The sequence below is a fragment of the Kitasatospora sp. NPDC057692 genome (genome assembly GCF_042799475.1).
Classification (GTDB): Bacteria; Actinomycetota; Actinomycetes; order Streptomycetales; family Streptomycetaceae; genus Kitasatospora.
In genome coordinates, this window is the sequence record NZ_JBHVIV010000144.1 from 1 (window position 1) to 14,098 (window position 14,098).

Below are 14,098 nucleotides of genomic sequence, written 5' to 3' on the forward strand. Positions count from 1 at the left end.
AGCGCCTCCTGCGGGAACCGGCCCTGCTCGTCCACCTCCGCCGCGAACGGAGCGATCTTCGCCTCGGCCAGCGAACGCACCGCCTCACGGAGCATGTCGTGCTCCTCGGAGACCCGGAAGAGGTCGAAGTCCGCCGCGCCTGCGCTGCCCGCCATGATGCCTGCCTCTTCGGAGAGTCGATTTCGGAGAGTCGTACCGGCCGTTCCGCCCGTGCCGACCGCTCCGGCCGTTCCAGCCACCCCGGCCGTGGAGCCGGTTAATTACCGTTAAGTAGATCCTAGGGCTCCGACCTGCGGCTGCCTAGGTCAGTCGACGTCCGCGCCGAGGGTGTCGCCGGCGCCGCGCTCCTGGAAGTACTGCTCCGTGCGGTCGTTGCGGATCGCCTCCCAGAGCCGCTCCGCGGGGCGGTCGGCCAGCAGCACCACGCTCTGCTCGCCCCGGGTCGCGAAGCCGCCGAACGGCGCGTTCAGAAAGCGCACGCCGTCCGGGCGCAGCGAGCGCAGGCTCCAGGCGAGCTGGAACAGGTCGGTGTTGGAGAGCCGGTCGTCGACGCTGACCACCTCGCCGACCGTGCCCAGCAGGCCGCCGAGCCGGGCCGGGCTGCCGAGCGTGCCGGAGTCCATCACCTTGAGCATCAGCGCCCGCAGGAAGTTCTGCTGCCGCTTGGTCCGGTCGAGGTCGCCGCCGGGCAGGCCGTAGCGCTCGCGGACGTAGAGCAGCGCGGTGGCGCCGTCCATGTGGTGGGTGCCGGCCTCCCAGGCGCGGGCCTCGCCGACGCCCTCGATGGTGCGCGGGACGGTGATGTCGACGCCGCCGACCGCGTCGGTGAGGGCGCGGAAGCCGTTCCAGTCGATCACGGCGAGGTGGTCGACGCGGATGCCGGTGAGGTTCTGCACGGTCTCGGTCATCAGCGCCGGGCCGCCCCAGGAGTAGGCGGCGTTGAGCTTGGCCTCGCCGTGGCCGGGCACCGGCACCCAGGTGTCCCGGGGCAGCGAGACCAGGGTCGCGGAGCGGCGGTCCTCGGAGAGGTGCAGCAGCATCATGGTGTCGCTGCGGGCCGCGCCGGCCTGCCAGGCCGGGGCCTTGGCGGCGGTGCCGGTGGTGGGGGTGTCGGAACGGGCGTCCAGGCCGACCAGCAGGAGGTTGAGGCCGCTGTCCGGGACGGGCTTCGGCTGGGCGGAGTCCGGCACGGTCGGGAAGGCGTCCGGGATGCGGGGGACGGAGGAGGCGTAGTGCTCGGCCGTCCACCAGAGGGCGCCGCCGGCGCCGAGGACGAGGGCGAGCAGGGCGGCGACGGTCCAGAGCAGCACCCGCCGGGTGCGGCGGCGCCGGGACGGCGGCTCGGGGGCTTCGTCGGGTCGGCCGGCGGGGCCGTCACCCGGTTCCCCCTGCCCGTCCTCCGACTGCTCCCGCGGCTCGAAGAGGCTCAGCCCGGAGGGGGCCGGCCGCCGCTCGGGCTCGCCCGACTGCTCGTCCTCCGGCTCCATGGGCGTATTGTGCCGTCGGCCCGGGTCCGTGTGCAGGGGGTTTGCCGAGCTTCGCGGACAACGGCCGGAACCGGGGCCCCGCGGGACGGTCTGGGACCTCCCCGTAGGGCCGGATAGCATCGGTGGGCGCGGCCGCCACCCGGCGCCGTGCTGCCCGTCGCCCGCCCGAAGGGGAAACCGTGACCCTCCGCATCTCCGTGATCGGCACCGGCTATCTCGGCGCCACCCACGCCGCCGCCATGGCGGAGTTCGGCTTCGAGGTGCTGGGGCTGGACATCGACCCGGAGAAGATCGCGACGCTGACCGCGGGCAAGGTCCCGATGTACGAGCCGGGACTGTCCGAACTGCTGCTCAAGCACGTGGCCGGGCACGAGGGTTCGACCGGGCGGCTGCGGTTCACCACCTCCGTCGAGGAGGCCGCGACCTTCGGCGACGTGCACTTCGTCTGCGTCAACACCCCGCAGCGCAAGGGCGAGTTCGCCGCCGACATGTCGTACGTGGACGCCGCGATCGACGCGCTGGCCCCGCACCTGACCCGCCCGGTGCTGGTGGTCGGCAAGTCCACCGTGCCGGTCGGCTCGGCGGGCCGGCTCGCGGAGCGGCTGGCCGCGCTGGCCCCGGTCGGCGAGGGCGCCGAACTCGCCTGGAACCCCGAGTTCCTGCGCGAGGGATTCGCCGTCCAGGACACCCTGCGCCCGGACCGGATCGTGGTCGGCGCCCACAGCGAGTACGCCGAGCGGATGCTGCGCGAGGTGTACGCCGAGCCGATCGCCGCCGGGGTGCCGTTCCTGGTCACCGACTACGCGACCGCCGAGCTGGTGAAGACCGCCGCCAACTCCTTCCTGGCCACCAAGATCTCCTTCATCAACGCGATGGCCGAGGTCTGCGAGGCGGCCGGCGCCGACGTCACCCAGCTGAGCGCGGCGCTCGCGCTGGACGAGCGGATCGGCGGCAAGTTCCTCAACTCCGGCCTGGGCTTCGGCGGCGGCTGCCTGCCCAAGGACATCCGGGCGTTCATGGCACGGGCCGGCGAGCTGGGTGCCGACCAGGCGCTGACCTTCCTGCGCGAGGTCGACTCGATCAACATGCGGCGCCGCTCCCGGATGGTCGAGCTGGCCCGCGAGCAGTGCGACGGCGGCTTCCTGGGCCGGCGGATCGCCGTCCTCGGTGCCGCGTTCAAGCCCAACTCGGACGACATCCGGGACTCGCCGGCGCTCAACGTCGCCGCCCAGATCCAGCTCCAGGGCGCGCAGGTCACCGTCTACGACCCCAAGGCCATGGACAACGCGCGCAAGATGTTCCCCGGCCTCGCCTACGCGCCCTCGGCGCTGGAGGCCGCCGAGGGCGCGCACGTCGTGCTGCACCTCACCGAGTGGCAGGAGTTCCGCGCCCTCGACCCGGCCGAGCTGGGCGCGGTGGTCGCCGAGCGCCGCCTGCTCGACGGCCGCAACGTCCTCGACGCCGACGCCTGGCGCGCGGCCGGCTGGACCTACCGCGCGCTCGGCCGCCCGAGCTGACCGCACGCCCCGGGCCCCGCCGGACGACCTCCGTCCGGCGGGGCCGGGTGGTTCCGGCGTCAGCCCCGCGCCGGGTCGAGGCGGGGGATCTCGATGGCGGGGCAGCGGTCCATCACCATGGCGAGGCCGGCGGCGCGGGTGCGCTCCCGGGCGGCCTCGTCGATCACGCCGAGCTGGAACCAGACGGCGCGGGCGCCGGCGGCGACCGCCTCGTCGGCGACCTGGCCGGCGAGTTCCGAGCGGACGAAGACGTCGACCACGTCGACGTCGAAGGGGATGTCGGCGAGCGAGGCGTACCCCTGCTCGCCGAGCACCGTCTCCGCCTTGGGGTGCACGGGCACGATCCGCTTGCCGAAGCGCTGGAGCACCTCGGCCACGCCGTAGGCCGCGCGCCCCCGGTTGGACGACAGGCCCACGACGGCCCAGGTGTCGCCCAGCTCGGTGAGGATCCTGCGGACCGTCTCGCGGTCGTCGTCCATGCCATGCCTCCTCGTGTCCGGGCACCCCCGGCCGGGGCGCCTCCCCTTCGGCCCCAGCGCGGCCGGGGGTCCGGTCATTCCCGGTCCGGTCAGCCGTCCACACCCGGCAGGCCCGCGAGGGTCGCGAGGGACCGGGTGCGGCCCTCGCCGCGCAGGCGGGCGGCGGCGGACTCGGCGTCGCGCAGGACGCGGACGGCGTTGTGCCAGGTGAGCTTGCCGAGGTCGGTCTCGGACCAGCCGCGGCGCAGCAGTTCGGCGATCAGGTTGGGGTAGCCGGCGACGTCGTCCAGGCCGTCCGGGAGGAAGGCGGTGCCGTCGTAGTCGCCGCCGATGCCGATGTGGTCGATGCCGGCGACCTCGCGCATGTGGTCGAGGTGGTCGGCGACGGTGGCCGTGTTGGCCGCCGGGCGCGGGTTGGCCTGTTCGAGGGCGCGCTGGCAGGCCATCCCGGCCGGGGTGGTGTCGAGCTCGTCGAACCCGTGGGCGCGCATGTTCTCGTCCGCCGCGGCGGTCCACTCGATGGCGGCGGGCAGGATGAACTTGGGCACGAAGGTGGCCATCGCCACGCCGCCGTTGCCGGGGAGCTGGGCGAGCACGTCGTCGGGGATGTTGCGCGGGTGGGCGCAGACGGCGCGCGAGGAGGAGTGCGAGAAGAGCACCGGCGCCTCGCTGACCCGCAGGGCGTCGCGCATGGTGTCGGCGGAGACGTGCGAGAGGTCGACGAGCATGCCGAGCCGGTTCATCTCCCGGACGACCTCCTCGCCGAAGGCGGTGAGGCCGCCGGCGGCGGGCTCGTCGGTCGCCGAGTCGGCCCACGGGGTGTTGTCGTTGTGGGTGAGCGTCATGTAGCGGACGCCGAGCGCGTACAGGGCGCGCAGGGTGGCGAGCGAGCAGTCGATGGAGTGGCCGCCCTCGGCTCCGATCAGGGAGGCGATCCGGCCCTCGGCGCGGGCGGCCTCCAGGTCGTCGGCGGTGAGGGCGAGCCGCAACCGGTCGGGGAAGCGGTCGACCAAGGCGTGGACGAAGTCGATCTGTTCGAGCGTGGCGCTGACGGCGTGGTCCCCGGCGAGCCTGCTGGGCACGTAGACGGACCAGAACTGCGCGCCGACCCCGCCCGCGGTGAGGCGGGCGAGGTCGGTGTGCAGACGGGCGCTCTGGTCGGCGGCGAGGTCGAGCGCGTCGAGGTCGTAGCCGGCCTGCTCGCGCATCGCCCAGGGGAGGTCGTTGTGGCCGTCCACCACGGGGGTGGCGCTCAGGACGGCCCGGGCGCGCTCCAGCAGGGCGGCGTCGTCGGCGGGGAGGGAGTCCAGCAGCTCAGAGGTCATACGAGCTGTTGTATCCGAAAAGACTGCTTTTCAGACTTACTTCCCGAAGCCGAAGGAGGCCGAACCCGCCACCTTGGCCCGGAGCTTCTTGCCCTTCTCGGTGGCCTGGCCGTTCAGCTCGGCCTGGAAGTCGGTCATCCGCTCGGTCAGCTCCGGGTCGAAGGCGGCCAGCATCCGCACCGCGAGCAGGCCCGCGTTGCGCGCGCCCGCCACCGAGACGGTGGCCACCGGCACGCCGGCCGGCATCTGCACGATCGACAGCAGGCTGTCCATGCCATCCAGGTAGCGCAGCGGCACCGGCACGCCGATCACCGGCAGCGGGGTGACCGAGGCGAGCATGCCCGGCAGGTGGGCGGCGCCGCCGGCGCCCGCGATGATCGCCTTCAGCCCGCGCTTGTGGGCGTTCTCGCCGTAGGCGACCATCTCCCGCGGCATCCGGTGCGCGGAGACGACGTCGACCTCGTAGGGGATCTCGAACTCGTCCAGCGCCTGGGCCGCGGCCTCCATCACGGGCCAGTCGGAGTCCGAGCCCATGACGATGCCGACGAGGGGGGAGGTGGGGGCGCTCATTCGGTGATCGTTCCTCGCAGGTAGGCGGCCGCGTGGCGGGCGCGCTCGCGGACGTCGTCGAGGTCGTCCCCGAAGACGTTGACGTGGCCGACCTTGCGGCCGGGCTTCACGTCCTTGCCGTACATGTGGATCCGCAGACCGGGGTCGCGGGCCATGCAGTGCAGGAAGGCGTGGTACATGTCCGGGTAGTCGCCGCCCAGGACGTTGACCATGACCGTCCACGGGGCGCGCGGCCGGGGGTCGCCGAGCGGCAGGTCGAGCACGGCCCGCAGGTGGTTCTCGAACTGCGAGGTGACGGCGCCGTCCTGGCTCCAGTGCCCGGAGTTGTGCGGCCGCATGGCCAGCTCGTTGACCAGGATCCGGCCGTCGCGGGTCTGGAACAGCTCGACGGCGAGGTGGCCGGTGATGTCCAGCTCGCCGGCGATCCGCAGGGCGAGCTGCTGGGCCTCGTCGGACAGCGCCGGGTCGAGGTCCGGCGCCGGGGCGGTGACCTCGGCGCAGACGCCGTTCTCCTGGACGCTCTCCACCACCGGGTAGGCGACGGCCTGGCCGCTGGGCGAGCGGACCACGTTGGCGGCCAGCTCGCGGACGAAGTCGACCTTCTCCTCGGCCAGCACCGGGACGCCGGCCAGGAACGGGGCCGCGGCCTCCTGCTCGTCGCCGACCACCCAGACGCCCTTGCCGTCGTAGCCGCCGCGGACGGTCTTGAGGACCACCGGGTAGCCCGCGCCCTCGCCCGCGAACGCGGTCACGTCGGCCGGGTCGGCGACGATCCGGTGCCGGGGGCAGGGGACGCCGATGGAGTCCAGCCTGGCCCGCATCACGCCCTTGTCCTGGGCGTTGACCAGCGCGTCCGGGCCGGGCCGGACGGCGACGCCGTCGGCCTGCAGGGCCCGCAGGTGCTCGGTCGGCACGTGCTCGTGGTCGAAGGTGATCACGTCGCAGCCCTCGGCGAAGCGCCGGAGGGTGTCGAGGTCGCGGTAGTCGCCGAGGACGACGTCGGAGACGACCTGCGCCGCCGAGTCCTGGGGAGTGTCGGCGAGGAGCTTGAACCGGATCCCGAGCGGGATGCCCGCCTGGTGTGCCATGCGGGCAAGCTGCCCGCCGCCGATCATGCCCACCACTGGAAAATTCGCGTTGCCCGGGGAAGTCACCCGGCCAGGATATCCGGGCCGGTCGGAGGGTGTGGAACCGCTCCCCGCGCAAGGGCGTCCCAGAGGACGGACCCAGGTGGACGCGCCGGAGGGGCTGAGCCGATCGGCGGAACGGGGTAGCCTGGGCGGCCAGGTCCTGGTACGCGCGGTCCGATCATGTGCGTGCACGCAGGGCTCAAGGGGTTGACGGCGCTCAGGCCGCGGCACCCTTTCGTCCGCAGGCACGCAGGCACACGGAGGCAGCCCGGTATGGCGACGACCACGGCGTCGAACCCCTCGCTGGCGCAGAAACTGCGCGGCCTGTCGGGCGAGGCGGTGAAGTTCGGCCTGGTCGGCCTCAGCGGTGTCGTGGTGAACTTCGCCGTCTTCTGGGTCTGCATCAACGGCCTGCACCTGGCCTCGCTGCGCTCCAACATCGCCGCCACGCTGGTCGCGATCGCCACCAACTACCTGGGCTACCGCTACTGGCTGTACCGGGACCGGGACGCCGCCTCGCGCAAGCGGGAGATCACGCTGTTCCTGGTGTTCAGCGGCGCCGGCATGCTGATCGAGACCGGGGTGCTCGGCTTCTCGGTGTACGTGCTGGGGCTCTCCTCGCACTTCGAGCAGCTGGCCGCGAAGGTCGGCGGCCTGGCGCTCGGCACGGTGTTCCGCTTCATCTCCTACCGCACCTGGGTCTTCAAGGCCGTTCCGGAGCCGACCGAGGAGCAGCTCGCCGCGGCCCGCGCCGAGGCGGCCGCGGACGCGCCGGCCACCGGCGTGGTGGCCCAGGCCGAGCTGATGCTGGCCGCCGAGCAGATCCGCTTCGCCAAGGCCGAGTAGCGGCGCCGAGCGCCTCCGCCCTCCCCTCCGGTTGCCGCCCCGGCCGCCACGGGAGGACAGTGGTGACGGAGGGCGAGCACGGTCCGCGAACGATCGAGGCCGCGGGGGACGCAGGAGGCTCGCCATGACCTTCGTCCAGATCATCGACTGCCGGACCGACCACCTCGACGAGTTCAACGGCCTGTTGGACCGCTGGATGGACCAGACCGAGGGCCGGCGGACCGTCGACCACGCGATGGTCGCCACCGACCGCTCCGACCCGCGGCACGTGGTGGAGATCGTCGAGTTCCCGTCGTACGAGGCCGCGATGCGCAACTCGGGCCTGCCGGAGACCGACCGGGTCTACCGCGAGATGGTCGCGCTCTGCGACGCGCCGCCCACCTTCACCGACCTGGACGTGGTCCGGGACGCCAAGCTCTGACACCCACGCCGACACAGCGCCGCGCTCCGCCACCGCACTCCGCCACCGCACTCCGGCGCCGAGGCCCCGATGCCCGCCCTCACCCCTCGCGCTGGCTGCGGCCCAGGAAGAGCGCGAACACCGCCGGCCGCAGCGAGAGCAGCTCCAGCCGCCCGCCGTCCGCCTCCGCGAGGTCGCGGGCGACGGCGAGGCCGATGCCGGTCGAGTTGCGGCCGCTGACCGCGCGCTCGAAGACCCGGTTGCCCAGCTCGGCCGGCACCCCGGGGCCCTCGTCCTGCACCTCGACGACCACCGAGGTCCCCGACGGCCGCACCCGCAGGGTGATCGTGCCGGCGCCGTGCATCAGCGAGTTCTCGATCAGGGTGGCCAGCACCTGGGCGACCGTGCCGGGGGTGCCGACGGCGATGACCCCGACCAGGCCCTCGACCTGGAGCACCCGGCCGGTGCCGCGCAGCGACGGGCCCCACTCCTCGACCTGCTGCTTGACCACGTCGTCGAGGTCGAAGGCGACGGCCGTGGGGCTGCGCGGGTCGCGCTGGGTGGTGAGCAGCCGCTGGACGACGTCGGTGAGCCGCTCGACCTGCTGGAGGGCGATGGTCGCCTCCTCCTTGACGGTCTCCGGCTCCTCGGCGAGCGCGGTGATCTCCTCCAGCCGCATGGAGAGCGCGGTCAGCGGGGTGCGCAGCTGGTGCGAGGCGTCGGCGGCGAGCCGGCGTTCGGCGGTGAGCATCCGGGCGATCCGCTCGGCGCTGGTGTCGAGCACTTCGGCGACCCGGTCGAGTTCGGGCACGCCGTAGCGGCGGTCGCGCGGGCGCGGGTCGCCGGAGCCGAGCCGTTCGGCGGTCTCGGCGAGGTCGGTGAGCGGGCGGGCCAGCCGCTTGGCCTGCCAGACGGCCAGGGCGACGGCGGCCTGCACGGCCAGCAGCGCGACCACGCCGAGCAGCAGCAGCATGTTGGCGATCTCGTGGTCGACCGCCTCGCGGGACTGCTCCACGGTGACGGTCTCACCGCTGGCACCGCGCTCGACGGCCTTGAGCAGATGGTCGCTGTCGGGCCGACCGCCGCTGGAGACGACCCCCTGGCCGGGGATGTCGACCTCGACGTACTGGCCCTCGGAGACCTGGTTGGCGAACTTGTCGCCGGTGACCGGCTCCTTGGCGGCGAGCCGGTTCTCCACCAGGGCGAGCACCCGGACCGCGGCGGCGTCCACCCGGTCCTGGGCGCTGTTGACGATGGTGCGCTTCTCGACCAGGGCGAGCGGGACGCAGAACACCACGACCACCACGAGGACGACGCACAGCAGCGAGTTGATCATCCGGCGTTTCACGCTGCCGCTCCCCGTGGTGGTACCTGCCCCTGTCGGGGCTAATTCTTCTCGAACCGGAAGCCCACCCCGCGCACGGTGGCGATGTAGCGGGGGTTGGCGGCGTCGTCGCCGAGCTTCTTGCGCAGCCAGGAGATGTGCATGTCCAGGGTCTTGGTGGAGGTCCACCAGGTGGTGTCCCAGACCTGCCGCATGATCTCCTCGCGGGTGACCACCCGGCCGGCGTCCCGGACGAGCACCCGCAGCAGCTCGAACTCCTTGGCGGAGAGGGTGAGCTCCTCCTCGCCGAGCCAGGCGCGGTGCGACTCGATGTCGATCTTGACGCCGTGCGCACCGGTGGTGAGCTGGTCGACGTTGCCGCGCCGGAGCAGGGCCCGGACGCGGGCGAGCAGTTCGGCGAGGCGGAAGGGCTTGGTGACGTAGTCGTCGGCGCCGGCGTCCAGGCCGACCACCGTGTCGACCTCGTCGGCGCGGGCGGTGAGGACCAGGACGGGGCAGCTGCGGCCGTCCGCGCGCAGCCGGCGGCAGACCTCCAGCCCGTCCATCTCGGGCAGGCCGAGGTCCAGGACGACGAGGTCGACCTCCTCGCCGAGCCCCGCGGCCAGTGCGGACGGACCGTCCTCGCGGACGAGCACCTCGTAGCCCTCGCGGCGCAGTGCCCGGGCGAGCGGTTCGGAGATCGCCGGGTCGTCCTCGGCGAGCAGCACACAGGTCATGTGGTGATGGTAGTCCGCCGGGGAATGCCCGTCGGTGCCGTGAGGTAGTTCACACTGCGTGATCGTTATACAGAGGGCGATCACACCTCAACCGACACGCCCGGGCCGCTTGTTCGGTGAAGATCTTCCGTTTTGATCTTGCAACTGAAGGAATTTGGCCCGTCGTACCATGGATCATCGATGCGAATCTGTCGTCGTCTTTACCATCGGCATACCTAATTGGCCTCTTTTGTCAGCCGATAACGCCAAATGTCGCCACGTAGAGTGGTTCTGTCCACGTCCGCCGCCACCCCCCTTGGCGGACGCTGTCAGGCAAGGAACCACTACTCATGGCGTCTACGACCATGGAGTCCGGCGTTCAGTCGGCCACTCCCGGCGGCAAGACCTTCCTCGGGCACCCCCGAGGCCTCGCCACGCTCTTCATGAGCGAGATGTGGGAGCGCTTCAGCTACTACGGCATGCGTGCCCTGCTGGTGCTCTACATGACCGCCTCCGTCACCGACGGCGGCCTCGGCATGAAGCTCGCCACCGCGAGCGCGGTGTACAGCGTGTACACCGCGATGGTCTACCTGCTGGCTCTCCCGGGCGGCTGGATCGCCGACCGCTTCCTCGGTGCCCGGAAGACCGTCGCCCTCGGCGGCTCGATCATCATGATCGGCCACTTCCTGCTGGCCCTGCCGGTGAGCGTCTCGTTCTTCGGCGGCCTGGTGCTCATCGCGATCGGCTCCGGCCTGCTCAAGGCGAACATCTCCACGATGGTCGGCCACCTCTACGACGGGCCCAACGACCCGCGCCGGGACGGCGGCTTCACGATCTTCTACATGGGCATCAACCTCGGTGCCTTCGCCGCCCCGCTGGTCATCGGCACCATCGGCCAGAACGTCGACTGGCACCTCGGCTTCGCCCTGGCCGGCGTCGGCATGGCCCTGGGCCTCACCCAGTTCCTGCTCGGCACCCGCCACCTGAGCGCCAAGAGCGACGTGGTCACCTCGCCGATCTCGGCCGCCGAGAAGAGCGCCGTCTTCAAGAAGGCCGGACTCTGGCTCGCCGCCGCCGTCGTCTTCTACGCGATCGTCGCGCTGACCGGCCACTTCACCATCAACTGGGCGATCTGGCCGCTGTCCATCGCCGGCCTGGCGATCCCGGTCTTCGTCTTCGCCAAGGTGAAGCGCGACAAGGACCTCGACGCGACCGAGCAGTCGCGGATGAGCGGCTACATCTGGTTCTTCGTCGCCGCCGCCGTGTTCTGGATGATCTACGACCAGTCCGGCTCGACGCTGAACATCTTCGCGCAGGACCACACCTCGTCCACGCTGTTCGGCTTCGACTTCCCGTCCAGCTGGTTCCAGTCGCTCAACCCGCTGTACATCATGGCCCTGGCCCCGGTCTTCGCCTGGATCTGGGTGGCGCTCTCCCGCCGCTCCAAGAACCCCAGCACCACGGCGAAGTTCTCCTTCGGCCTGCTGATGATCGGCGCCTCGTTCATGGTCATGATGCTGGCCATGGCCGCCGCCTCCGGCGGCGCCGAGGTCACGCCGCTCTGGCTGGCGATGGTCTACCTGATCCAGACCGTCGGCGAGCTGACCCTCTCCCCCGTCGGCCTGTCCGTCACCACCAAGCTGGCGCCCACCAAGTACGCCAGCCAGATGATGGGCGTGTGGTTCCTCGCGGTCACCGCCGGCGACTGCGTCGCGGCCATCTTCCAGCTCGTCCTCGGCGACGAGGTGGTCGGCTCCACCTGGTACTTCGCGGTCCAGGGCGCCATGGCGATCGTCGCCGGCCTGGCCCTCTACGCGTACCGCCGCAAGGTCGTGCGGCTGATGGGCGACGTGCACTGACGCACGCCCCACCCGGCCCCGGTCGCTTTCCATCCCCTCGACCCCGGCCCCGCGGGTGTGCCTATGGTGCCCCATGCCGACCGAACCCGAGCGCGCCGCCGCCGCGCCGACCGAGCCCGTGCCGACCGACTCCGCCCCGACCGAGCCCGCCCCGACCGACTCGCTCCCCCGCCAGCTCGCCCGCACCCGGCGCCTCACCCTCGGCGCCCCCGCCCAGCCGGCCGTCGGCGCCGGCGGGCGCACCGTGCTCTTCCTGCGCGGCCGGACCGGCGACGACCCCGTCACCTGCCTCTGGGCCCTGGACGCCGGCAGCGGCGAGGAGCGCCTGCTCGCCGACCCCGCCGCCCTCGGCGCCGACCGCCCCGAGGACGAGCTGCCCGAGGCCGAACGGATCCGCCGCGAACGCGCCCGCGTCCACGCCCGCGGCATCACCGCCTACGCCACCGACGCCGCCGGCCGGCTCGCCGCCTTCGCCCTGGGCGGCGAGCTGTGGCTCGCCGACACCGCCACCGGCGGGGTCCGCCGGGTGCCCACCGCCACCGAGGTGTACGACCCGCGCCCCGACCCCGCCGGCCGGTGGATCGCCTACGTCGGCGGCGGCGCCCTGCGCGTCGTCGGCGCCGACGGCGGCGAGGACCGCGCCCTGGCCGAGCCCGAGCACGCCGAGGTCCGCTACGGCGTGCCCGACCACGTCGCCGCCGAGTCCATGCACCGCACCCGGGCCCACTGGTGGTCCCCGGACGGCACCCGCCTGCTGGCCGCCCGGGTCGACGAGCGCCCGCTGAGCCGCCTCCACCTCGCCGACCCGGCCGACCCCGCCCGGCCGCCGCGGGTCATCCGCTACCCCCTGGCCGGCACCGACAACGCCGAGGTCACCCTCTGGCTGCTCGGCCTCGACGGCGGGCGCACCGAGGTCCGCTGGGACCGGGCCGGGTACGAGTACCTCACCGCCGCCGGCTGGGACGGCCACGGCCCGTACGCCGCCGTGCAGAGCCGCGACCAGCGCACCGTGCTCACCCTCGCCGTCGACCCCGCCGACGGCGCCACCCGCGTCCTCGCCGAGCGGCGCGACGAGCACTGGGTCGAACTCGTCCCCGGCCTGCCCGTCCGCACCGCCGCCGGCGCGCTCGTCGACGCCGCGGACGACGCCGGGTCGGGCGACGGCGGGTCGGGCGACGGCGGGTCGGGCGACGGCTCCGGCGACGGCGGCACCCGGTACCTCACCGTCGACGGCGAGCCCGTCACACCGCCCGGCCTCCAGCTGCGCTCCGTGCTCGGCACCGACGGCGAGCGGGTGCTGTTCACCGCCAGCGACGAGCCCACCGAGACCCATCTGTGGTCGTGGGAGAAGGCCTCGGGCGCCGTCCGGCTGAGCGACGAACCCGGCGTGCACACCGGCGTGCGGCGCGACGGCACCCTCGTCCACACCGCGCGCACGCCCGGCGCGCCCACCGGCCGCACCACCGTGCACCGCGACGGCGGCCACCCGGCCCGCACCCTGGCCTCCCACGCCGAGACCCCCGTCCTCACCGCCCGTCCCGAGCTGCTCCGGCTCGGCCCCCGCGAGCTGCGCGCCGCCCTCTTCCTCCCCGCCGGCCACCGCCCCGGGGACGGCCCGCTGCCCGTCCTGCTCGACCCCTACGGCGGGCCCGCCCTGCACAAGGTCACCGCCGCCCCGCACTGGTGGGACCTCACCTCCCAGTGGTTCGCCGACCAGGGCTTCGCCGTCCTCGCCGTCGACGGCCGCGGCACCCCCGGCCGCGGCCCGCGCTGGGAGAAGAGCGTCTTCGCGGACATCGCCGACCCCGTCCTCGCCGACCAGGTCGAGGCCCTGCACGCCGCCGCCGCGCTGCGCCCCGGGCTGCTCGACCTCGACCGGGTCGCCATCCGCGGCTGGTCCTTCGGCGGCTTCCTCGCCGCCCTCGCCGTGCTGCGCCGGCCCGACGTCTTCCACGCCGCCGTCGCCGGGGCCGCCCCCACCGAGCACCGGCTCTACGACACCCATTGGAAGGAACGGTTCCTCGGCCACCCCGACGAGCACCCCGAGCGGTACGACGCCGCCTCGCTGCTGCCCGACGCGCCCGGGCTGCGGCGCCCGCTGCTGCTGATCCAGGGCCTCGCCGACGACAACGTGCTGCCCGCCCACGCCCTGCGGCTGTCCGCCGCGCTGCTGGCCGCCGGGCGCCCGCACGAGTTCCTGCCCCTCGTCGGCGCCGGCCACTCGCCGAGCGACGAGGCGGTGGCGGAGCACCTGCTCCACCACCAGCTCGCCTTCCTGCGGAGGTCGCTGGGGATCGCGTAGCGACGGCGGCGGGGGCCGGGGGGCCAACCCCCCCCCCCCCCCCCCCCCCCCCCCCCCCCCCGCCCCCCCCCCCCCCCCGCCCCCCCGCCCCCCCCCCCCCCCCCCCCCCCCCGGGCCCCGGCCGCCCCCCCCCCCCGGCCCGG

At 73.4% G+C, this 14,098-nt stretch carries 12 protein-coding genes and 1 pseudogene; 5 read left to right on the forward strand and 8 right to left on the reverse strand.

What is annotated here, in order from left to right; genetic code table 11:
• Positions 1–155, reverse strand: a 155-nt coding sequence (locus ACFVFS_RS39130; RefSeq protein WP_380629789.1) for an acyl-CoA dehydrogenase family protein, incomplete at its 3' end; no start/stop codon positions are given.
• Between the two features lie 150 nt (positions 156–305).
• Positions 306–1,487, reverse strand: a complete 1,182-nt coding sequence (locus ACFVFS_RS39135) for an LCP family protein (RefSeq protein WP_380629777.1) — start codon at positions 1,485–1,487, stop codon at positions 306–308.
• Between the two features lie 179 nt (positions 1,488–1,666).
• Here ACFVFS_RS39135 and ACFVFS_RS39140 point away from each other — a divergent pair, with 179 nt between their 5' ends.
• A complete protein-coding gene (locus ACFVFS_RS39140; RefSeq protein ID WP_380629778.1) occupies positions 1,667–3,004 on the forward strand; it encodes a UDP-glucose dehydrogenase family protein in 1,338 nt (445 codons plus the stop codon).
• A 59-nt stretch (positions 3,005–3,063) separates the two neighbouring features.
• On the opposite strand, the gene ACFVFS_RS39145 is transcribed toward ACFVFS_RS39140, so the two are convergent.
• The 4 genes from ACFVFS_RS39145 to ACFVFS_RS39160 all read right to left on the reverse strand — a co-directional run bounded on the left by ACFVFS_RS39145 (position 3,064) and on the right by ACFVFS_RS39160 (position 6,493).
• On the reverse strand, positions 3,064–3,483 hold the full coding sequence (locus tag ACFVFS_RS39145; RefSeq protein ID WP_380629779.1) for a CoA-binding protein: 420 nt from the start codon (positions 3,481–3,483) through the stop codon (positions 3,064–3,066).
• Positions 3,484–3,572: 89 nt separating this feature from the next.
• A complete protein-coding gene (locus ACFVFS_RS39150) occupies positions 3,573–4,808 on the reverse strand; it encodes a dipeptidase (protein WP_380629781.1) in 1,236 nt (411 codons plus the stop codon).
• A 36-nt stretch (positions 4,809–4,844) separates the two neighbouring features.
• Positions 4,845–5,378 (reverse strand): 5-(carboxyamino)imidazole ribonucleotide mutase, encoded by a 534-nt coding sequence (gene purE / locus ACFVFS_RS39155; RefSeq protein WP_380629782.1) that lies wholly within the window; start codon positions 5,376–5,378, stop codon positions 4,845–4,847.
• Positions 5,375–6,493 carry a 5-(carboxyamino)imidazole ribonucleotide synthase gene (locus tag ACFVFS_RS39160; protein ID WP_380629783.1) on the reverse strand — a complete coding sequence of 373 codons (1,119 nt, stop codon included), beginning with the start codon at positions 6,491–6,493 and terminating at the stop codon, positions 5,375–5,377. Before ACFVFS_RS39160 ends, purE begins: the two co-directional genes overlap by 4 nt.
• A 288-nt stretch (positions 6,494–6,781) precedes the next feature.
• Between ACFVFS_RS39160 and ACFVFS_RS39165 the strand changes: the two genes are divergently transcribed.
• Both ACFVFS_RS39165 and ACFVFS_RS39170 read left to right on the forward strand, forming a co-directional pair.
• Entirely contained in the window at positions 6,782–7,354 is a 573-nt protein-coding gene (locus ACFVFS_RS39165; RefSeq protein WP_380629784.1) for a GtrA family protein, read from the forward strand.
• A 124-nt stretch (positions 7,355–7,478) separates the two neighbouring features.
• Positions 7,479–7,772: pseudogene (locus ACFVFS_RS39170) on the forward strand (ester cyclase); the annotation flags it as partial.
• A gap of 82 nt (positions 7,773–7,854) precedes the next feature.
• On the opposite strand, the gene ACFVFS_RS39175 reads toward ACFVFS_RS39170, so the two are convergent.
• Both ACFVFS_RS39175 and ACFVFS_RS39180 read right to left on the reverse strand, forming a co-directional pair.
• Positions 7,855–9,102 carry an ATP-binding protein gene (locus ACFVFS_RS39175; protein ID WP_380629785.1) on the reverse strand — a complete coding sequence of 416 codons (1,248 nt, stop codon included), beginning with the start codon at positions 9,100–9,102 and terminating at the stop codon, positions 7,855–7,857.
• 38 nt (positions 9,103–9,140) lie between these two features.
• Positions 9,141–9,815, reverse strand: a complete 675-nt coding sequence (locus ACFVFS_RS39180) for a response regulator transcription factor (protein ID WP_030300686.1) — start codon at positions 9,813–9,815, stop codon at positions 9,141–9,143.
• A gap of 329 nt (positions 9,816–10,144) precedes the next feature.
• On the opposite strand from ACFVFS_RS39180, the gene ACFVFS_RS39185 reads away from it, so the two are divergent.
• Entirely contained in the window at positions 10,145–11,653 is a 1,509-nt protein-coding gene (locus tag ACFVFS_RS39185; RefSeq protein WP_380629786.1) for a peptide MFS transporter, read from the forward strand.
• 73 nt (positions 11,654–11,726) lie between these two features.
• Entirely contained in the window at positions 11,727–13,955 is a 2,229-nt protein-coding gene (locus tag ACFVFS_RS39190) for a prolyl oligopeptidase family serine peptidase (RefSeq protein WP_380629787.1), read from the forward strand.
• Positions 13,956–14,098: the final 143 nt, after the last annotated feature.